Source organism: Agrobacterium sp. V1 (assembly GCF_030518355.1).
In the GTDB taxonomy this organism is placed as follows: domain Bacteria; phylum Pseudomonadota; class Alphaproteobacteria; order Rhizobiales; family Rhizobiaceae; genus Agrobacterium; species Agrobacterium cucumeris.
This window is the reverse complement of the sequence record NZ_JAULSF010000002.1, coordinates 300,480-321,249: the sequence shown is the minus strand read 5'-3', so window position 1 is coordinate 321,249 and position 20,770 is coordinate 300,480. Positions and strand designations below refer to the sequence as shown.

Here is a 20,770-nt window from a genome sequence, read left to right as displayed (position 1 = left end):
CGCCGCGCGAAGCTTCACGCAACCGCGACGATCTCAATTTCCTTCCCACCCAAACTGACCAGATCACCGGCCGTCTTCCCCATCAAAACCCGCGCGACAGGGGAAACATAAGACATTGATCCCGCAGCAGGATCGGCCTCGTCTTCACCGACAATCCGGAATTGTTGCGTCCGTCCGTCATCGCGGCTGAAGGTTACCAGGCTGCCAAAGGCGACAATGCCATCCGCAGGCGGGTGCGGCATGAGTTGAGCGGTGCGGACACGCTCGGCGAAATACCTGATGTCGCGCAGGGGGCTGGCGGAAAGCCGCCGTCTTTCATTGATGTCATCAATAGCGTTGGCCACTTCGCAGGCTTCGCGCGCCGCATGCAGCTGCAGTTCCAGAGCTTTCAGTCCGGCTTCGGTCACCAGATTGGGATGCGGCGAAATCACCCGATCGGGCAGAACCGTTTCGGCTGCTGTTTCGGCACTGTCTTCCTTGGTAAAGGCTACGCTCAATTCTTGGCACTCCAATATCGTTGAGATGCCGCATGGGCCTCTCTCTCCAGTCCAGTTTTGCCATTGCTCCCCGTGACGGAGCAAGAGCGCAACATTCAGAAACCCGCATAGAGGGAACATACCCCTCATTTCTGGCTCTAACAGGAGGCTTTTTGCCCTGCTAGGTTGTCTTGCAGGAGGAGTGAGGACACCAACGCTAACGAACAGGAGACGGCAATGGCCCGGACAGTAGTGAATGCGCTTGGGGATACGCTCTATTATAGCGACAGTTCCACCGGATTTTTCTCAGCCACGGGTTCCGGCCCACTGCTCAACGGCACCAGTGGTAATGATTCCATGTGGGGTGACAGTTCCGTCAATGTGACGATGGCGGGCGGCACGGGCGATGATATCTATTATCTCTATTCCAGCATCAACCGCGCCGTAGAAAATGCCGGGGAAGGCATCGACACGATCGATACCTGGATGAGCTACACCCTGCCCGACAATTTTGAGAATCTCAGGGTGACGGGTGATGGCCGTTACGCTTTCGGGAACTCGCTCGATAACATCATCACCGGTGGATCAGGCAGCCAGACGATCGATGGCGGCGCCGGCAATGATGTGCTGATCGGCGGCGGCGGTGCCGACACCTTCGTCTTCACCAGTGGCAACGGCACCGATCTCATCATGGATTTCAGCGCCAATGATACGATCCGGCTCAACGGTTACGGCATCACATCCTTCGATCAACTCGTCAGTAATGCCACGCAACAGGGCAGCGATCTGTGGCTGAATTTTTCGAACGGCGAAGCCGTGGTTCTTGCCGGTACGACCATCGACGACCTTCAGGCCGACCAGTTCGAGCTCAGTCTCGACCGCTCATCCCTGACCCAGACCTTTGCCGATGAATTCGATGCGCTTTCACTGCGCAGCGGCGATCAGGGAACCTGGGATGCCAAATATTGGTGGGCTCCGGAAAAGGGAAGTTCGCTGACGACGAATGGCGAGGCTCAATGGTATATCAACCCTGCTTATGCCGGCACGTCGGAGGTCAACCCGTTCAGCATCGAAAACGGCGTACTGACCATCACCGCTACGGAAACGGCACAATCGGTCGCCGATGAGGTCGAGGGTTACGATTATACCTCCGGCATGCTGAACACCTATTCCTCCTTCAGCCAGACCTATGGATATTTCGAAATCCGCGCCGATATGCCGACCGACCGCGGCGCATGGCCGGCCTTCTGGCTTCTGCCGGAGGACGGATCATGGCCGCCGGAACTCGATGTCATCGAAATGCGCGGGCAAAATCCCAACACGCTCATCATGTCCACCCATTCCAACGCCACCGGTGAACAGACATCGGTCATCAACAATGTCAGCGTGCCGAGTACGGAGGGGTTTCACACCTATGGTGTGTTGTGGGATGCCGAACATATTACCTGGTATTTCGACGATGTCGCGGTGGCGCAGACGGATACGCCTGACGATATGCACGACCCCATGTATATGGTCGTCAATCTCGCCGTCGGCGGCATGGCGGGAACGCCCTCCGCCGATGATTTCAGCGATGGCTCGCAGATGATGATCGACTACATCAGGGCCTATTCGCTGTCCGACTGGGCCGCTTGATAAAACGCCGGCAGTCGCGTCCAGAACTGCCGGCGTTGCAGACATCAGCCTTTGCAGGCTGTGCCGTGTTCGAACGCCTTACTCAGCCGCAAGCTGTGTCCGGGCAGCATAAAGCGACATGAGGTGCCGCGCCGTTTCCAGGCTTGCCGGCTGCTCGGCGCGGTAACGACGGCCGATTTCCATCATCAGCACCGTCTCCGGCAGGAAGGTCAGTTCCGAAAAGATGCTCTCCCACTCGATATCGCCCCAGCCGAGCGGCATATGCAGATCGCCGATACCCAGCGCGGTATTTTCCTGTGTGAAATAGGCCTCGTAGAAGCCCTGCGGCCGGCCGAAGGAATCGTGCACATGCAGATGGCCGGCAACGGGCGCCATGGCACGAAGCTGCTCGCGGAAATCGAGACCACGATAGGTGGATTCGAGATAGGCATGGCTGAAATCGATCAACGCAACGACATTGTCGTGATCAACAGCCTTCACGGTCGCCGCCACCTCGGCCGGCGTCTGACGATACTGGCCGGGTTCGGTGGAGAAGATATTCTCAAGCGCGATACGCACGCCATAGGGTTTGCAGAATTCCGCAAGTTCGAACAGCGCTTCGCGCTCACGGGCATCGGCATCGGCACGCTCGGCAATCTGGTCGGCACGCAGCGCGCCACTATGCTGGACGAGGATGCCCGCGCCGATACGGTCGCAGAGGACAGCGAGCGCCTTGGCGGCATCGATCTGGTAACGGCAAGTCACAGGGTCCATGAAATTGGACGAAACCAGACCATGCACGGTGTAGCGGAAGTCGAACTCTTTCGCGAGCGCCACGAAACGGTCGGCACGCTCTTCGATGATGCGGCCACCGGCGATCATATCGAGGCTGGTCGCCGCAATTTCCACCGTGTCGCAGCCAATCTCGGCCAGTGCGCGCAGATCGCTTTCAAGCGTGGCCAGTTCGCCGTTGTCGGAGCCGGCGTTAAAGCCGGTACCAATCAGATTTGTCATGTCGTCATCTCCAGGGAGTAGATAAGGTTATGTTAGTTCAGGCAGCCGCGCGGCACGCCGCGCCGTATCGAACAAATCCGGGCGATCGATATTGACGTAGTCTACTCCGGCTAATGCGATCTCATTATGAAGGTTAACGTCGTCTCCGCCGTAATAAACCATGACTTCGAGACCGGCCTTGCGGCGTGCCGCGACAAGTCCGGGTTTGCGCATCTGCGCCGGCGTGTTCTCGATGATCGGGGCATGCTGCACCGCCGCCGCCAGCGAAGGCGACTTGGCGATATCAAGCGCCATCATCTTGCGAAACTCAGGCGCGGCGGCGGCCAGGCCCCGGCGCATATCTTCGGGAAAGGAGAAGAAGAACCTGTCGCGCAGGATGCCGCGATCTCGCACCAGCGTGACGATCATACAGCCGCAGGTCTTGCTGTCGGAAGTCGTCGCGACGAACCCCGTGGCCTTTGGCGCGGCGGCGATGATTCTGCACGGCATCGGTGAACTTGGCTGATAGCTTCACCGCGGTTGGCGGCTCAGCCGAGATTGTACACCATGAAATAAATCAGCCAGCAATGTGCAATCGCCAAAACCGCCCAGGCCCATTTTGCGGCCCTGATATCGGAATCGACGACGGTGTTGCTGATTTCGGCCACGCCATGGGCCTCTTCGCCCCGTCCGCCCCGCGCTGGAGATGACGTCTTGATGTCCGGCTCGCTGACGACATAAAGCCTGTCGTTGCGCATTGATACAGACGGCTCATCGTCGACGCTCTCCCCATTGGAAAGCGCGCCGTCGCCGGAAGCGTAATTCACCGCCAGAAGTTGCGATGACACCCGCCTGTTACGCATGTTACTTCGATTGGGCATCACAATTTTCCACATAATAAAAATAAAAATATTCACCTGTAATACCGGACAAAGCCGTGGCTCTGCCTGATGTGTCAGCGATATGCGCAGTTCACGCGCATCGACCGACCAGGTATTCCCCCATGCCTTTGCCTCCCCCTGAACGCAAAAGCGCCCCGGTAATCACCGTGCCGGGCCTGCCGGCAAATCACGCCTGACCGCGTAAGGCTTGGCCTCCCGCTGGATCAGGAAGACGGATTTTTCGACCGGCAGCGGCTCGGCCGTCCGATACCGCTGAAACCGCCTTGAATATTCGAACCGGATCAGCCTGCCTTCGAACTTTCCCGCCAGCACGCGATAGCCGTTGACGAATTCGTTGAGGATTTCCAGCTCTTCTCCCCACAGCCAGCCACCGTAAGAGGTACCCTCGTTCGAACGCAGCACGATCTCGAAAAAATGCCCGCCTGCCACCACCGGCATGCGAAAGAGGATATCGAGATTGTCTTCGTCCTCGTCCTCGCATTTTTCCGCCGACAGCCGGGCATGGGCAACTTTCGCATGAACGAGCGCGGAGACCGGATAGAACGGACGGCCCTTGAACCACATGAATTCGCTGACCGCATAACCGACATCGTCGGCACGCTGGTAAGGTTCAATACGCGGCTCGAACGCCATGTAGCTTCCGTTGAACGCTATCAATTTCGAAATTTCCCGATGCCTGCCCGCTGCATGTCCGCTGTTTTCCGCCCGTCTTTCATGCTTCTGTTTGCGACAATAGGCAGGCCGCGTCACACCAGCGTCAAATGGAACGCTATGATGACTTTCAATTTCCCGGACACGTTGTTAGATGATGATTCATGAGGGGACGAAAGTGGCTGGGAACGCTGAACTGATACCGATCAGGCTTTTTGGCACCCCGCGCTGTGACGCGGTGAGGGAAGCGTTTTTCCCGTCCAAGGGTTTTGCCCTGATAGCCGCCCTCATTCTTGCGCCCAACCAGTCGCTTTCCCGCCAGTCCGCCGCATCGCTCCTGTGGGAAAATGTCGAGCAGAAACGCGCACTCGGCAATTTACGACAGCTCATTCTGCGCCTTCAGAAGCTGCCCAATGAAGACGAGGCCATCCTTCTGACCGAAGGGAACGACCTGAAGGCCGGAAAGCTGGCACAGCGGACCGACCTTGCGATCTTCCTTGCCGGCGCGAGAACCGAAGACCCGATGCGGCGGTTGCAGGCCCTGCTTGAATTCGGCGGCGATCTGCTGGATGGGCTGGATGCCGGGCAGGATCATCTCTACCTCTGGCTGTTGTCGGAACGCCGCCGTCTCAAGGACCTGTTCTTTTCGAGCTACACGCAGCTGCTGGAGGAGCTGACCCGCTTTGGCCGCGCCAGCTCCAACGATATCGCGAGACTTGCCGAATGCGCGCGCAAGATCGAACCGGAGCGCGAGGAAACCTACCGCGCCGCCATGGCCGCCTATGCACGGGTCGGAAATATCAGCGCCTGCGAGGGCATGTTCGGGCTGTTGCTGGAGCAGCTGCGTCAGGAGGCACGCTCGCCGGAAGCCGAGACCGTGGCGCTGAGACGCCGGATACAGAGCCTCGCCTCAACGATAACCACCCCCGCCGAGCCGGACGAAGCCAGCCGACGAAAAGCCACCGCGAAACCACGCGTCGCCTTCGGCCTGCCCGCCCGGGTGGACGGGCTGCCGGCATCGCCGGTCATGCATGCCTTTATCGAGGATGTGGCCAACAGCCTGGTGCGCTACCGGACCTTCACCGTCCTTTCGCCGCACAGCACCTTTGCGCTCTCACGGGACCGGGCCGATGATGGTTATGCCATGTTGCGGGCGGATTACCGGATCATGTCGTCGGTTTTCGACGATACCGGCATGTCAGTGGCGCTGATCGAGGAAGCGACCGGCGAAATCGTTTGGTCGCTGGAAGTAGTCCTCTCCGAGCGGCACATCCACACCGCCTTTCGTCTGCTCTCCAAACAGGTGGCTGCGGCGCTTGCCCGGGAGATCGAGCGGCTGCAGGTGGAACCCGACCGGAACCACAGCGGCGAGGCCTACCGGCAATTGCTGGAGGGCCAGCAGCTCCTGCGCGGCAAATGCGACCTGCCGCTTCTGCGCCGAGCCCGTTCGATGTTCCGAAGAGCCGTCGATCTCGATCACAGCATGGCCGTCGCCCGCGCCCGGGTGGCGCAGAGCCTGCAGCTGGAATGGCTGATGCTGGGCGGCAACGACCCTCACTTGCTGCACCGCGCCAAGGCGGAGGCTGACGCTTCCGTTGAGATCGACCCCGCCCTCGGCGTCGGCCACTGGATGTGCGCCGTGGTGGCGCTCTACCAGCGGGATTTCGACATATCCGCCGAAAAATTCTTCGAGGCGGAGGCGCTTGCGCCCAACTCCGCCGATCTTCTGCTCCAGCATGCGGATGCACTTGCCCACTTTGGCGATGCCGAGACCGCCTGGGAGAAGTTCCAGCAGGCGATCGATCTCAACCCGCTCGCACCCGATATCTACTGGTGGGCAGGCGCCAGCATCGCCTTCAAGCGCGAGGATTACGGCGCGGCGGTGGAATTATGCGCGCGAATGAAAAATGACGAGCCGGCCCTGCGGGTGCTGACCGCAAGCCACGCGTTGCATGGCGATTTGGCCGCTGCCCGGGAAACCGGCGGCAGGCTTCAGGAAAACTATCCGGGTATGTCGGCGAGGGAGATCAGCAGCCTTTCTCCAGACCGTGACCCGATAGCGAATGAAAAATTCTATCACGCACTTCGATTAGCTGGGATCAAATAGGAGATTTTATGTCCTCGCATTTCTTCATTGTTGGAAAAAAGGGCTTCGGCGTTCTTTTCATTCGCACGACGCCGCTCAGGGTTGCGTCGGTATCTCATGAGACGATTGCGGCTTATGAAGCCAGCCACTCCGGCGTGGACGGCTATGCACGCGTCGCAGCAGCGGCAAAGGCCATGCTCGTCCGCCAGGACGGCCAGCCCGAGGCTGAGCTGGACCAGGTCCAGATCCAGGGCATCGAAGCCCTCGTCGCCGGTGGCGCCGTGGTTTCCGAAGCCGATTTCGCCTTTATCGGTGAAGTCACCGACGCCGGCTGGGATTTCAACCGCATGGTGCAGGCGCCGATCGGCGCGGCGCTGAAGGCTGTCGGTCCGGCGGGTTCGGTCACCGGCGAGCTGTTCGACGCCATTCTTGCCGACGACGCCAACTCTGCACCCTGATCGCGGTTCCGCAGCCTTGACCGGTGCCGGTGCTCCCATATCAGCGACAGCGGCTTCAAGGCATGCGGACGCATCGTTCTTCGATCCCGAACTGCTCCAGCAGTTCGGGATTACCCGTGTCGGTGACGTGACCGATCTCGATATTATCGGCATACCCGTCTGGTTTGCGGTGCGCCCCAATTCGCGCGGGCTCTCGGTTTCGCAAGGCAAGGGACTTGTTGCGGAACAGGCGCGGCTCTCGGCGATCATGGAAGCGGTCGAAGGTGCCGTCGCTGAAGATACCCGCAAACATGTCTCCGCCTTCGGCTCTCTCGAGCAGATGCGGGTGAAGGGCGTTCCTCTCATTCCTGTCGAAACCGTCGGCCGCGTTGATCCGGACAGGCTGGATCCGCGGCGCGAACGCGGCTGGGTGAAGGGAATATCCGTTCGCCAGCAGCAGGAGGTATTTGCTCCCTACGAACTCATCGGCATGGATTTTCGCGCGGATTTCCCTTGGGATCGGCAGGCTTTCCTCATGAGTTCGCAGGGTCTCGCGGCGGGGTTTCACCATGACCATGCGGTTCTCCACGCCTTGCTCGAGCTCGTCGAAAACGATGCCTGCTTTCTCGTCGATACTTTCGAAACCCGCACGATCGCGCCGGAGCCGGTCACGTTTCCGGCCGGCGTCGATACGGCGTTCGACAGCCTTGTTGACCGCCTTTCAGAGATTGACCTGACACCATCCTTCTTCGACATGACGAATACACTCGGCGTGCCGGTGGTGATGGCAAGCCTTCCCCGCTCCGTTAACGCGCTGGACGGCCCCGCAACCCGCAATGCGGCGGGCGCCGCCTGCCGTCCAGCAACCTATGACGCCGCCGTTGCGGCGCTGCTCGAAGCGATCCAGTCGCGACTGACGGATATCAGCGGCGCACGGGATGATCTCTCCCCGCTGCGTTACCAGCGGGACATGTTGAGTACGCCTGCATCAGCGCGGCAACCGGTGGAACGGACGCCGGTGCAGCTTGATCTTGTAACGGATGGCAGATCTTCGCCGCCCTGGCGCCAGCTTGCCGAGCGCCTTTTTACAGCTGGGATTGAGGACATTTATGTCTTCGCACTGGAATCGGGTGTCCCGGGCCTCAATGTCGTGCGGGTTCTGGCAAGCGGCCTTACCCCGACCAGCGGAGGCCTGCAGAACATATCGCCGCGGACGCTCGATCATTTCCTGAGCGCCGGAGGTCTTCGATGAAAACCGTGGTTTTTGCCGGCCCCTCCATCCATGGCGTCACTGGCGAAAAAATGTCAGGTCTCGATCTTCGCGGACCGGCCGCCTGCGGTGATATTTTCGATGCCGCGCAGCAGGGCGTCCGGACAATCGGTCTCATCGATGGCCTTTATGGGGACTGCGCCGCCGTCTGGCACAAGGAAATCCTGCATGCCCTGTCATCCGGCGTGACCATTCTCGGGGCCGCCAGCATGGGAGCGCTCAGGGCAACGGAATGCGCCGCCTTCGGCATGATCGGCATCGGGGAGATCTTCGCAGCCTATCGTGACGGACGACGGGTTTCGGACGCCGATGTCGCGGTCAGCCACGCGCCGGGTGAACTTGGCTATCGCCCGCTGACAATCGCGCTGGTCGACGCCGAGGCAACACTGGAAGCGTGCCGCGATAAAATCACACCGGAAGACCACGATACGCTGCTGCGCGTTGCCAGACACCTGCATTTTACCCGCAGAACATGGCGTACCATTGCCGCCGAAGCTGGGCTTGGTTCGGAAGTGGCAAATCTTCTGGCCAAGGAGGCCGTTTCCGTAAAAAGAAACGACGCGATCGAGCTTCTGGAGGTGCTCAATGCCGGGGATCTGCCGTCCCCGCCAGCACCATCATGGAAATTCCAGAACACGGTGTTTTTTCAGCAATTGGCGGCGCGGCGGATGACGGGAGAAAAGACGTCGTGACAATTTCCGCGTCGCCATCTTTCATAGCCGATTGTGGTGGACTGATTGATACGATCGCATTCGCGCTTCCGGCATCGTTTTTTACCGATGATCACGACAGGCATCGGGTCTCGCCACTCCTCGCCATCGGAAACCTGCTTTCGGCTCTGCCCCACGAAATGATGGCGACCATAGTCATTGACCGGGACTGCCTTCCATCGGCGCACGACTGGCTCGAAAAGCTGCCCCTCCGCTGCGCCGCCGAGTTGCTGCCGCTCGATGAAAACAGCAGCATTTCGCATCCGTGGATACAGGATATGGTCCATGTTCGGACCGATGGCAAAGGCACTGCGACCGAACTGGTTTCGGCACCGGGAAACGCCAGCGCCAGCGCGCTTGCCAAGCGTTTCGGGCTCGTCACCGCCGTTTCGGACGTGCTCTTGGATGGTGGCAACCAGCTGGTTGGCCCGGACTTTCGGCTGGTGGGCCATTCGAGCCTTAAGGACGGCAGCGGAACAGGAATCGACACCAACGCCGTAGAATGTTCGCAGCAGTGGCAGAAGGTTGAGGCTCTGGACGACAGAAAAGTCTACAGTTTTGGATACCGGCCGGAAGACCTTGCTGTTACGGAGGCCACGCTCGATCTTTCTCCGGCAAGACAAGCCCCCATAGCGGTGGCCTCCCGGAAAATGCACCAATGCGGTTTCCACGTTGACCAGTTCGTTTCGGTGACCGGTCTGACGCAGGATAACCGCCCACTGCTCCTGGTCGCCGATCCGGTGGCGCATGCGGGATGCAGTATCCGTGCGGCCACGGATCTGAAACGAAAACTCGACGCCTCGGTGCTTTCGCTGCTCCGGCAGGGCTTCGCGGTAAGGCGAAATCCCATTCCCGTTGCACCCACCATCGACAGCAACAAATGTATTCCGCGACTTTACAACAATGTCATTCTTGAAAATGTTGCGCGATCAGGCCAAAAACAGCCATTCGTCTGGCTGCCGCATTTTGGCGATGGGGAGGCGCTTGAGGAGTTTGACGAAGACAACAGGCAAATATGGGAGGGGCTCGGTTTCCATCCCATCGGCGTCGCCGGGTGGAGCCATCTTGCAAGCCGCAACGGGGCGTTGCGTTGCGCTACAAAGGTTATAAGCCGGGCTTCGTGACGTGTTCCGTAACCGTAAAACCGCGTTATTTTGTCAAGAAGAGTTCATATTACCCGTGGAAATTGTGTTGAATGTATACCTTCAACAATATTAATTGATAATTATCCGATTTAAGACCCTCAACATGGAGGAATTTATTATGCAGCCCAAACTCCCCAGCCCGATCGACGTGCATGTCGGCACACAGATCAGAATGCGGCGCAAGTCGCTCGGCATGAGCCAGAGCGCTCTGGCCGGCCGGCTCGGCATCACCTTTCAGCAGGTCCAGAAGTACGAAAAAGGCGCAAATCGCGTTGGTGCATCGCGTTTACAGGCCATCGCATCCGTTCTTGGCGTTGATGTCAGCTCGCTTTTCGCCAATGCCACGCCCGATGTCGGAAACGATAATCCGGCCATCGGCTCGATAAATGCCATGCAGTCCTTCGTCGCTTCGAATGAAGGATTTTCGCTCAATCAGGCCTTTTCGCGAATCAAGAGCGCCAGCATCCGCCGGAGCATTGTCGCCCTCGTGACATCGCTCGCAGCGACCGAAACGGCGGAAAATACGACGGCGCCGGAGAAGAAAAACGACGAGTAACGCAGGTGTGACGCTCGCGTGACGCTCGATATGGTCGAAAATGTATAACGCGGGATCAACGCGTTTTCATACTGTCGATTGTCGAGAGGGAAGCATGGCGGCGTCTACCACAGCAATACTTGAACAGGATAATGCAGACGAGATTCTGGCGCTTGGAAGGATGGTTTCATACCTTTGCCAGCGCTCGAAATCCATGGAACTGGGCATGTCGACCTATTTCCTGGAAATGGCATTGTTGTCGCTGGCCCAGGATATCAATCAGCACGGCCTGCCGCCTGTAGCCGCGGAGTTGAACTCCAGCGGTTTCGCATCGGCCGATCTGCATTGAGCAATTTCCGATCCGCAGCCGCATAGATGCGTAAGACGGAACGTTCCCGCACCCTCCTCCAGCCGGGAACGGCCTAAGCGCATCTTGCATCTGCCTGCACTCACATAACCCCTCCCAAGGGATTTCATCGCAAATGATGATCGAGGCCCGGTTTTCGCCGGGCCTCGCCTATTATCAGGACAGCCCGCGCCGAAGTTCGACAGTTCCGGCGACCATGTTGACAAGCGCTGGCCTCACCTCTTCCCATTTGTGGGTTTCAGGCCGCAATCCGGGCTGATCCAGACTTGCCGATCGTCAAGCCGCTGTCGCTCCAGCGGCAGAAGACCCACCATTTCGCCCATGGCCGACACGCGCGGCGAATGGCCTCACGACGCCACAGCGCCCGGCCCCGGCACCGCACCCGGCGGCACCTTGCCCAGAATGATCATGCCCAGAACCTCGTCTTTAGTGACATCCTCGGTCCGGGCATGGCCGACAACTTTGCCGTTCTTCATCACGAAAACCCGATCAGCGAGATCGAAGACATCGTGAATATCGTGGCTGATGAGGAAGATACCGATGCCCTGCCGTTTCAGTTCCTTGACGAGATCGCCCACCTGCGCCGTTTCCTGCGGCCCGAGTGCGGCCGTTGGTTCGTCCATGATGAGAATACGGGCATCGAACAGAATGGCGCGGGCAATGGCAACGGACTGCCGCTGGCCGCCTGACAGCGCCTTCACCGGCTCCTTGAACCGCCGGAAATTGGGGTTGAGACGCCCCATCACCTCGCGGGCCGAGGCTTCCATGGCGACATCATCAAGCGTGCCCCATTTCGTCTTCAGCTCGCGGCCGAGATAAAGATTGGCCGCCGCATCGACATTATCGGCCACGGCAAGCGTCTGGTAGATGGTCTCGATGCCGTATTTCTTGGCGTCGCGGGGATTACGGATATCCGCATCCTCGCCATTGATGAGGATATCGCCGCCATCACGCCGATATGCACCCGACAGGATTTTGATAAGCGTCGATTTGCCCGCGCCATTATGGCCGAGAAGGGCGACCACCTCACCGGGGAAAAGATCGACAGAGGCGTTTTCCACCGCATGGATGCCGCCGAAGGAAATGGAAATATTGCGCATTTCCACGAGGGGCGTGACTTGGTCCGTCATAGGAGTTCTCCTCGATTCTTACTTGGCGCGGGCGCGGTAAATGGTGTCGAGCCAGACGGCGACGACCAGAACCACACCAACGACGATGCGCTGGAAGGGCGTATCGATGCCCACCAGCACCATGCCGGATTGCAGCGATTGCATGACGAGCGCGCCAAGCATCGCGCCCGCTATGGTGCCGACACCGCCGGCAAGCGAGGTGCCGCCGATGACGGCCGCCGCGATGGTATAAAGCTCATCCAGTTCGCCCTGCGCATTGGTGGCGGCGTTGAGGCGGGCGGTCGAAATCGCCGCAGCGATGGCGCACAGAACGCCCATCAGCGTGAAGATTTTTACCGTCACCCAGCGGGTCTTGATGCCGGCGAGTTCGGCTGCTTCCGGGTTACCGCCAATGGCGAAGACATAACGTCCAAAGCGCAGCCGCGTGGCGATGAAGGTCATCACCGCACCGACCGCAAGCGCCATCAGCACCGGAACCGCAATGCCATGCGCAATGAACAACCCGCCTTCCGGCCAGGCGATGCCATTGGCGTCGGCATAGTTGCGGGCAATGTTGATCGGCCAGGGGTAGCTGTTCACCACGGCAACGAAACCGACGACGATGAGGCAGCCGAGCGCCACCAGAAAATATTCCGCCCAGACCGGCCGCAGCGGAAAACCGAAACGGCGGCGCTGATGGCGGGAATTGAGAATGGCCGCGACGATGGCAACGCAGGCAACGACAGCGGCGATCCAGCTCCATGTCGCACCAATCGAGCCATTGGTGCCGCCGCCCATCAGACGGAAGGTGGAATCCATCGGCGCAACGGTACGGCCACTGGTGATGAACCAGGTGCCACCGCGCCAGACAAGCAACCCGCCGAGCGTGACGATGAAGGATGGCACGTTCAGGAAAGCAATGATCGAGCCCTGCAACATGCCGATGGCGCCGCCGACGAGAATGCCGGTAAGAAGCGTGACGATCCATGTCGCCCAATGTTCGAAACCGAGTATCTGCGGCAGGATCTCCGCCTGCATGACACCCATGATCATGCCGGAAAAACCGAGGATCGACCCGACCGACAGATCGATATTGCGGGTGACGATGACAAGCACCATGCCGGTTGCCATGACAGCCACGGACGCGGTCTGCACTGAAAGGTTCCAGAGGTTTCGCGGTGTCAGGAATAGCCCGCCGGACAGGATATGAAATCCGATCCAGATCAGAAGAAGCGCGCCGACCATGCCGAGCAGCCTGGTATCCAGCTCCGTGGCACTGATGAAGCGCGTTATCGAGCCTGTCTTTTCCGTCTTTTGCGACGCTGTGGAATTGGATTGGGTCATATCGGCCATGAACTGCCGGTCCTCCTTACATCTGAAAGGCGCCACGCCACCGATGTGGCGCAGCGCCCAAAGCTGGACCCTTGGGTCTTAGTCGCAGGCCTTGACGGTTCCGGCCTTCACACCCTGGCAGGCCGTTTCCTTCTTGATCCAGCCGGCATCGATGACGACGTTCAGATTGTCCTTGGTAATCGCGATCGGCTTGAGGAAGACCGACTGCATCGCTACCTTTTTCGGACCACCATCAAAACTGGTGACGCCCTTGATTTCCGTCATCTTTTTGCCGCCGGCCAGTTCCAGTGCGATGCCGGCTGCTTCCTTGCCGAGTTCGCGGCTGTCTTTCCAGACCGATACCGTCTGCGTGCCGAGTGCTACGCGGTTGAGCGCAGCGAAGTCGGCATCCTGACCGGAAACGGGAACCGAACCGGCCATGCCCTGCGCAGCGAGAGCGGCAATGGCGCCACCGGCCGTGCCGTCATTCGAGGCGACGACCGCATCGACCTTGTTGTTGTTCTTGGTCAGGAACTGTTCCATGTTCTTCTGGGCATTTTCCGGCTTCCAGCCATCGGTATAGGCTTCGCCGACATTCTTGATCTTGCCGCCATCGATGGCTGCTTTAAGCACTTCCTGCTGGCCGGCAAAAAGGAAGTCCGCATTCGGATCGGAAGACGAACCCTTGATGAAGACGTAGTTACCTTCCGGCTTCACCTTGAACACCTCAGCAGCCTGAAGGCGGCCGACTTCCTTGTTGTCGAAGGTGATGTAGAAGGCGTTCTGATTTTCGATCAGGCGGTCATAACCAACGACCGGAATACCTTCGGCAACGGCCTTCTCCACCGCCGGGCCAATCGCGTCGCTATCCTGCGCCAGAATGATCAGCGCATTGGCGCCCTGCGAAATCAGCGATTCCACATCGGTCAGCTGCTTTGCGGCGGAAGACTGCGCATCGGCGGATATGTATTTCGCGCCGGCCTTGTCGAGTGCTGCCTTGATGGCCGCCTCATCCGTCTTCCAGCGTTCTTCCTGGAAATTCGACCAGGAAACGCCAACAACGAGATCAGCCGCGATGGCGGCAGTATGCAGGGAAACGAGTACGGCAGTACCCGCCAAAAGCTTGGCAAACGAATTCATGATGTCCTCCCGGTAAGGGCGAAGCCTGCACCTCCATGCAGGGATAACGCCCGGAAAAAAGCTGACGGTCTCTGTGATTTCACAATTTTCTCGACAGTCGAGAAAATTAATGTCAGAGATTCCCAATGCTGTCAACAACGGCTGCGGGCAGCAACCGGGTGCCTTGATCTTCTCCGTGGCATGCGCCATCAGACAGGATGAGCACGACAGGAAAAAGCCGTTCAGGGAGCAGGCCCCAGCCCATGTCCGCCATTGCAAGTACGGAACTGGTGCGCCAGAAAAACAGCCTGTCGGTTATGGCGGCCCTGCGCCTGCACGGCAGCCTTTCCCACACGGACATGTCCTCCTTCACCGGGCTCGCCTCGGCCACCGTCTCCGCCATCACCATGGAGCTTGAGCGCGCCGGCCTCATTCTACGCAAGGAACAGCTCGCCGCCACCGGTCGCGGGCGGCCGCGCATTCTCTTTGCGCCGCGCGGCGCATTCTGCCACGCCGCCATCGTCATCATCTCCTCCGACAGCGTGCAATATTCGCTGGTCGATTATGCCGGCAAGCTGGTGGATCGTTTCACCGAACAGAGGTTAACTGCCGAAAAAGGCACATTCGGCGCGGCAATACTCGCCGGCCTCGCACGGCTTGCAGACCGCTCGCGCATCGACCGCCACGATATTCTTCAGGTATCGATCAGCAGCAAGGGGCTGGTGGATGCGGCAGCGGCAACGCTCGTCTGGTCGCCGGTGCTCGGCAATGAAAGGATCGATTTCCGGCAATTGCTTTCCGCTGACGGCCGCAATCGCGTCACACTGAACAACGAAACCCTGCTTGCCGCAAAGGCCATCCGGATGCGCGAGCAGACGAAAGACGACCCGGCGCCGGAAGCACTCGTCACCCTGTCGCTGGGCCACAGCATCGGTCTTGGCATCGCCCGCTCCGCAGGCGATACAATCGAGGTCAGCGCCCCCAACTTCGGCCATATGCTGCATCTGGCCGATGGCGCCCTGTGCCGCTGCGGCACCAAAGGCTGCATCGAAGCCTATTCCGGGTTCTACGCCATCCTGCGCTCGGCTTTCGAAGCCCCGCCGCAGGCCGAACCGGCCAAATTCGTGCCGATTGCCGAAGTAGACAAGATCGCCGCTTCAGCCCGCGCCGGTGCCCGCATGGCACGTTTTGCCTTCCGCACCGCCGGTCTGGCACTCGGTAACGGTCTTTCACGCCTGTTCAGCCTGCATGGCCATATGCCGGTTTTCGTGACCGGCCCGGGCACCCGTTATTTCGATCTTCTGGAAAGCGGCCTGCATGATGGTCTTGCGCAATCCCAGGCGGTGCGTTTCGGCGGCATGCCCAAAATCAGCATCGCGCCAGACGAACCGGAGCTGGTATTCGAAGGACATATGGAACACGCGCTTTCCGCTGCCGACGACTATATATTGAGCGCCGATGGTCATGAGAAATTGGCGCGAAATGCGTGAAGCTGATTGGGAATTGCCAGAGGCTCAGGCCCGCTCCGCCACGGCTGCAGTTTCTTCCCCGGCGCCCGTCAAAAGCCGGACGAACTCATCCAGACCGGCCGCCTGATCCTTGCTGAGCAACAGGCCCTGCTTAGTACGCCGCCAGAGAATATCTTCTGCCGCGCAGGCCCATTCATGCTGCACCAGAAAGCGAACCTCGCATTCGTAAAGCGTGCCACCGAAATGGCAGCCGAGGCCGGATATATCGGTGGCCGGGCCGAGCAGATCTACCGCTTTGGTGCCGTAATTCCTGACGAGGCGTTCCGCATGGCGGCGCTCAAGAAAGGGATAAAGGTCAATCAGTCCCCTCACTTGATTTTCATATCTCTCCGCGCCGAAATCGCCACCCGGCAGGTGGGAGCCCGCCGTCCATGGCTTGCCCTTCTCGCCGATGACCGCGCCGATCTTTTCCAGCGCATGTTCGGCGAGCCGCCGATAGGTGGTCAGCTTGCCGCCGAAAATGTTGAGGAGCGGGGCTTCGCCGTCCCCCTCTTCCAACTTCAGCACGTAATCGCGGGTGGCCTCCTGTGCTTTCGAAGCACCGTCATCAAAAAGCGGCCGCACGCCGGAATAGGTCCAGACAATGTCTTCCGGCTTTACCGCGTCGCTGAAATAGTCGCTTGCGGCATTGCAGAGGTAGGAAATCTCTTCCTCCGAGATGCGCACCTTCGCCGGATCACCCTGATAATCGCGGTCCGTTGTGCCGATCAGCGTGAAATCCCGCTCATAGGGAATGGCGAAGATGATGCGGTTATCAGGGTTCTGGAAGAAATAGGCGCGCGGATCGGAAAACTTTCTGCGCACGATGATGTGGCTGCCCTGCACGAGCCGGACATTATGAACATCCTGGCGGCCGAAGACGCCTGAAAGCACCTTGTCCACCCAGGGGCCGGCGGCATTCACCAGCATGCACGCCTTGTGCGTGGCCGCTCGTCCGGTTTTTTCGTCCAGCGTTTCGATGAGCCAGAGGCCGCCTTCACGCCGCGCGGAGACGACCCGTGTGCGGTTCATGATCGTCGCGCCGCGATTTGCCGCATCGCGCGCATTAAGCACCACGAAACGGGCATCATCCACCCAGCCATCGGAATATTCGAAAGCCTTGGCGAAAGCCGGCTTCAGCGGTTTGCCCGCCGGGTCTCGTCTCAGATCGAGCGTGCGGGTCGCCGGCAGAAGTTTGCGGCCGCCGAGATTGTCATAAAGAAACAGGCCGAGCCGGACCATCCAGGCCGGGCGTACGCCGCCCTTCTGGATGGGCAGAACGAAGCGCATCGGCCAGATGACATGCGGCGCCATGGCCCAAAGGATTTCCCGCTCCATCAGGGCTTCGCGCACCAGACGGAATTCGTAATGTTCGAGATAACGCAGGCCGCCATGAATAAGCTTGGTGGCGGCAGAAGAGGTGCCGGAGGCAAAATCGCCCTTTTCCGCAAGCGCCACGGAGTAACCCCTGCCCACCGCATCGCGGGCAATGCCGCAGCCATTGATGCCGCCACCGATGACAAAAAGATCGAAAATATTCTCGCCGGACATAGAGCCTCCACGACAGCGCAGGGGATCGTATCCCCATCGTTGAAAGACAATTGCCATAAAAACGAAAACAAAACGAATGTCAAAAGAAAACAAACGAAACACGTTACGGCAAAGGCAGGCGGCGACTGCCCGCCGTCCACCACATGGCCAGCGTCTTAGGGCGTCTGTGTTTCAGCCATGTGTCGGCTAGAACATTTCCAGTAAAAGCGGAATCACTTTTACCTCTGGACAATGTGTCAAAACAAAAGGTTAGGACAGTTCTCGTGAACCGTTGGTCACGGGAACTGCCCCAACCTGCTCAAGCTCATAGAGCACGCCGCCCATGTCCTTCGGGTGCAGGAAAAGCACGGGATTGCCATGCGCGCCGATCTTCGGCTCGCCATCGCCCAGAATCCGGACGCCTTTTTTGACGAGATCGTCGCGGGCCACGACAATATCAGGCACTTCGAAGCAGAGATGATGGGTGCCGCCGCCCGGGTTCCTGTCGAGAAAAGCGGCAATCGGCGAGCTTTCTCCGAGCGGATGAAGAAGTTCGATCTTGGTGTTGTCAGCCTGAATGAACACCACCGTCACACCATGTTCGGGCAGGGATTGTGGTTCCGATACATCTGCGCCAAGCGCCCTGTAACGGGCAATGGCGGCATCGAGATCGGGCACCGCGATGGCGACGTGGTTCAATCTTCCAAACATGAGTGTTTTCCCTCACGCGTTGCGCCTGACGCCTTCCAGCAGGTCGAGAACCTTGTTGGCGGCGTCCATGACATTGGTGCCGGGTCCGAAGATTGCCGAGACCCCGTGGTCGAGCAGGAACTGATAATCCTGACGCGGAATGACGCCGCCGACGACGACGATGATGTCTTCCGCACCCTTGTGTTTCAGTGCCTCGACCAGCTGTGGCGCCAGAGTCTTGTGGCCGGCTGCGAGCGACGACATGCCAACCACATGCACCTTGTTCTGAACGGCAAGATCGGCCGCCTCATTGGGCGTCTGGAATAGCGGGCCGGCCAGGACATCAAAACCGATATCGCCGAAGGCGGAGGCGATGACCTTCGCGCCACGATCATGCCCGTCCTGCCCGAGCTTCGCGACCATGACGCGCGGTTTGGTGCCGATCCTTGCCGCAACGCCGGAAAGCCGGGCGGCGAGCGTGGCCAACTCCGGCTCGTCCTTATAGGCCTCACCGTAAATATCGCTCACCACCTCCGGCACGGCGGCGTGATCGCCGAAGGCTAGGCGCAGAGCATCGGAAATCTCGCCGACCGTGGCGCGGGCACGGGCGGCGGCGACTGCCGCTTCGAGAATATTGCCCTTGCCGCTGCGGGCAACTTCGGAAAGCGTGGCCAGCGCCTTGGAAACATCTCCACCATCCCGGCGACGTTTGGTGTCCTCAAGCCGGCGGATTTGTGCCGCACGCACGGCGGCGTTGTCGATATCAAGGACATCAATATCCTCTTCGGTCTCCAGCCGGTAGCGGTTGACCCCGACGATGACCTCTTCCCCTTTGTCGACCGCGGCCTGTCGGCGTGTCGCGGCCTCCTCGATCAGCCGTTTCGGCAGACCCTCCGTCACGGCCTTGGTCATGCCGCCAAGCGCCTCGACTTCCTCGATCAGCGCCCAGGCCTTTTGCGCCAGTTCGTCCGTCAGGCTTTCGACATAATAAGAACCGGCCAGCGGATCGACGACCTTGGTGACGCCGGTTTCATGCTGGAGGATAAGCTGGGTATTACGGGCGATACGGGCGGAAAATTCCGTCGGCAGGGCAATGGCTTCATCGAAGGAATTGGTGTGCAGCGACTGCGTACCACCAAGCACGGCGGACATGGCCTCGAAGGCAGTGCGGACAATGTTGTTATAGGGATCCTGCTCCTGCAGGGACACGCCTGACGTCTGGCAATGGGTGCGCAGCATCAGCGACGACGCCTTTTGCGGCTTGAACTCTTCCATGATGCGCGACCACAGGAAACGCGCGGCGCGCAGCTTGGCTGCTTCCATGAAGAAATTCATGCCGATGGCGAAAAAGAACGACAGGCGACCGGCGAAATCATCGACATTCAGCCCTTTCGCAAGCGCGGCCCGCACATATTCCCGCCCATCCGCCAGCGTGAAGGCGAGCTCCTGCACCAGCGTCGCGCCCGCCTCCTGCATGTGATAGCCGGAGATCGAGATGGAGTTGAATTTAGGCATCTCTTTCGCGGTATATTCGATGATATCGGCGATGATGCGCATCGAAGGTTCGGGCGGATATATATAGGTATTGCGGACCATGAACTCCTTGAGGATATCGTTCTGGATGGTGCCGGAAAGTTTTTCGCGGGAAACGCCCTGTTCTTCACCAGCGACGATGAAATTGGCAAGCACCGGAATAACCGCGCCATTCATGGTCATCGATACCGAGACTTTTTCGAGCGGAATGCCGTCGAACAGGATTTTCATATCCTCGACGCTGTCAATCGCCACGCCGGCCTTGCCGACATCGCCTTCCACCCGCGGATGGTCGCTATCGTAACCACGATGGGTGGCAAGATCGAAAGCCACGGAAACGCCCTGCTGGCCGGCAGCAAGCGCCTTGCGGTAAAAGGCATTTGAGGCCTCCGCCGTGGAGAAACCGGCATATTGGCGGATCGTCCATGGCCGCCCGGCATACATGGTGGCGCGCGGGCCGCGGGTGAAGGGCGCAAAGCCCGGCAGGCTTTCGAGATGGGACGTGTTTTGCAGGTCGTCGGCCGTATAAAGCGGCTTGACGTCAATGCCTTCAGGCGTGTGCCAGACGAGTGTTTCCGGTGACCGCTTCAGCTCCTTTTCGGCAAGCTGCAGCCAATCCCGCACCGTTTTTTCACCCGACATGCATCTCTCCCCTTCTGCATTTCATCTTAGCACTGTGGCGGGTGATCGTGACGAAAATCGAACGATCTGCCCGCAGGTCCGACCCCGTAAACCACTCCGGCCCACATGCGTTCCGGAAAAA

At 59.5% G+C, this 20,770-nt stretch carries 20 protein-coding genes and 1 pseudogene; 9 read left to right on the top strand and 12 right to left on the bottom strand.

The genetic code is table 11. The features are described 5' to 3' along the window. Window positions 1-14: 14 nt before the first annotated feature. The gene (gene greA / locus QSV77_RS15670; RefSeq protein WP_302734177.1) at window positions 15-497 is read right to left on the bottom strand and encodes a transcription elongation factor GreA; all 483 of its coding nucleotides are present in this window, start codon (window positions 495-497) and stop codon (window positions 15-17) included. A gap of 216 nt (window positions 498-713) precedes the next feature. Between greA and QSV77_RS15665 the strand changes: the two genes are divergently transcribed. Continuing rightward, on the top strand, window positions 714-2,111 hold the full coding sequence (locus QSV77_RS15665) for a family 16 glycosylhydrolase (protein WP_302734176.1): 1,398 nt from the start codon (window positions 714-716) through the stop codon (window positions 2,109-2,111). 78 nt (window positions 2,112-2,189) lie between these two features. Here QSV77_RS15665 and QSV77_RS15660 read toward each other — a convergent pair whose 3' ends face one another. From QSV77_RS15660 to QSV77_RS15645, 4 genes are all read right to left on the bottom strand, one after another. Continuing rightward, window positions 2,190-3,104, bottom strand: coding sequence for a TIM barrel protein (locus QSV77_RS15660; protein WP_302734175.1), 915 nt, complete (start codon window positions 3,102-3,104; stop codon window positions 2,190-2,192). Window positions 3,105-3,131: 27 nt separating this feature from the next. Beyond that, on the bottom strand, window positions 3,132-3,512 hold the full coding sequence (locus QSV77_RS15655; protein ID WP_302734174.1) for a hypothetical protein: 381 nt from the start codon (window positions 3,510-3,512) through the stop codon (window positions 3,132-3,134). Between the two features lie 119 nt (window positions 3,513-3,631). Next, complete coding sequence (locus QSV77_RS15650) at window positions 3,632-3,964, bottom strand: hypothetical protein (protein WP_302734173.1); 333 nt, start codon at window positions 3,962-3,964, stop codon at window positions 3,632-3,634. A 162-nt stretch (window positions 3,965-4,126) separates the two neighbouring features. Beyond that, window positions 4,127-4,618 (bottom strand): hypothetical protein, encoded by a 492-nt coding sequence (locus QSV77_RS15645; RefSeq protein WP_142841457.1) that lies wholly within the window; start codon window positions 4,616-4,618, stop codon window positions 4,127-4,129. Between the two features lie 172 nt (window positions 4,619-4,790). Between QSV77_RS15645 and QSV77_RS15640 the strand changes: the two genes are divergently transcribed. The 7 genes from QSV77_RS15640 (at window position 4,791) to QSV77_RS15610 (ending at window position 11,168) form a co-directional block, all read left to right on the top strand. Next, window positions 4,791-6,743, top strand: a complete 1,953-nt coding sequence (locus QSV77_RS15640) for a BTAD domain-containing putative transcriptional regulator (protein ID WP_302734172.1) — start codon at window positions 4,791-4,793, stop codon at window positions 6,741-6,743. An 8-nt stretch (window positions 6,744-6,751) separates the two neighbouring features. Then, a complete protein-coding gene (locus QSV77_RS15635) occupies window positions 6,752-7,180 on the top strand; it encodes a hypothetical protein (RefSeq protein ID WP_302734171.1) in 429 nt (142 codons plus the stop codon). 37 nt (window positions 7,181-7,217) lie between these two features. After that, window positions 7,218-8,411 (top strand): YcaO-like family protein, encoded by a 1,194-nt coding sequence (locus QSV77_RS15630; RefSeq protein WP_302735258.1) that lies wholly within the window; start codon window positions 7,218-7,220, stop codon window positions 8,409-8,411. Further along, complete coding sequence (locus QSV77_RS15625) at window positions 8,408-9,121, top strand: TfuA-like protein (RefSeq protein WP_302734169.1); 714 nt, start codon at window positions 8,408-8,410, stop codon at window positions 9,119-9,121. Before QSV77_RS15630 ends, QSV77_RS15625 begins: the two co-directional genes overlap by 4 nt. Then, window positions 9,049-10,263 carry a hypothetical protein gene (locus QSV77_RS15620; protein ID WP_302734168.1) on the top strand — a complete coding sequence of 405 codons (1,215 nt, stop codon included), beginning with the start codon at window positions 9,049-9,051 and terminating at the stop codon, window positions 10,261-10,263. Before QSV77_RS15625 ends, QSV77_RS15620 begins: the two co-directional genes overlap by 73 nt. 139 nt (window positions 10,264-10,402) lie before the next feature. After that, a complete protein-coding gene (locus tag QSV77_RS15615; protein WP_046799801.1) occupies window positions 10,403-10,840 on the top strand; it encodes a helix-turn-helix domain-containing protein in 438 nt (145 codons plus the stop codon). A 94-nt stretch (window positions 10,841-10,934) separates the two neighbouring features. Continuing rightward, on the top strand, window positions 10,935-11,168 hold the full coding sequence (locus tag QSV77_RS15610; protein ID WP_269699106.1) for a hypothetical protein: 234 nt from the start codon (window positions 10,935-10,937) through the stop codon (window positions 11,166-11,168). Window positions 11,169-11,342: 174 nt separating this feature from the next. On the opposite strand, the pseudogene QSV77_RS15605 reads toward QSV77_RS15610, so the two are convergent. From QSV77_RS15605 to xylF, 4 genes and pseudogenes are all read right to left on the bottom strand, one after another. Continuing rightward, a pseudogene (locus QSV77_RS15605) lies at window positions 11,343-11,530 on the bottom strand (hypothetical protein); the annotation flags it as partial. Window positions 11,531-11,533: 3 nt separating this feature from the next. Next, a complete protein-coding gene (locus QSV77_RS15600; RefSeq protein ID WP_142841463.1) occupies window positions 11,534-12,316 on the bottom strand; it encodes an ATP-binding cassette domain-containing protein in 783 nt (260 codons plus the stop codon). Between the two features lie 18 nt (window positions 12,317-12,334). Beyond that, window positions 12,335-13,648, bottom strand: coding sequence for a sugar ABC transporter permease (locus QSV77_RS15595; protein WP_269699104.1), 1,314 nt, complete (start codon window positions 13,646-13,648; stop codon window positions 12,335-12,337). Between the two features lie 78 nt (window positions 13,649-13,726). Continuing rightward, complete coding sequence (xylF, locus tag QSV77_RS15590) at window positions 13,727-14,767, bottom strand: D-xylose ABC transporter substrate-binding protein (protein WP_046799806.1); 1,041 nt, start codon at window positions 14,765-14,767, stop codon at window positions 13,727-13,729. Between the two features lie 242 nt (window positions 14,768-15,009). On the opposite strand from xylF, the gene QSV77_RS15585 reads away from it, so the two are divergent. Next, the gene (locus QSV77_RS15585; RefSeq protein ID WP_302734165.1) at window positions 15,010-16,236 is read left to right on the top strand and encodes an ROK family transcriptional regulator; all 1,227 of its coding nucleotides are present in this window, start codon (window positions 15,010-15,012) and stop codon (window positions 16,234-16,236) included. Between the two features lie 24 nt (window positions 16,237-16,260). Here QSV77_RS15585 and QSV77_RS15580 read toward each other — a convergent pair whose 3' ends face one another. The 3 genes from QSV77_RS15580 to scpA form a co-directional block, all read right to left on the bottom strand. After that, on the bottom strand, window positions 16,261-17,805 hold the full coding sequence (locus QSV77_RS15580) for a glycerol-3-phosphate dehydrogenase (RefSeq protein ID WP_302734164.1): 1,545 nt from the start codon (window positions 17,803-17,805) through the stop codon (window positions 16,261-16,263). A 249-nt stretch (window positions 17,806-18,054) separates the two neighbouring features. Continuing rightward, the gene (gene mce / locus QSV77_RS15575) at window positions 18,055-18,495 is read right to left on the bottom strand and encodes a methylmalonyl-CoA epimerase (protein WP_302734163.1); all 441 of its coding nucleotides are present in this window, start codon (window positions 18,493-18,495) and stop codon (window positions 18,055-18,057) included. A gap of 12 nt (window positions 18,496-18,507) precedes the next feature. After that, on the bottom strand, window positions 18,508-20,649 hold the full coding sequence (scpA, locus tag QSV77_RS15570; RefSeq protein ID WP_302734161.1) for a methylmalonyl-CoA mutase: 2,142 nt from the start codon (window positions 20,647-20,649) through the stop codon (window positions 18,508-18,510). Window positions 20,650-20,770 lie beyond the last annotated feature (121 nt).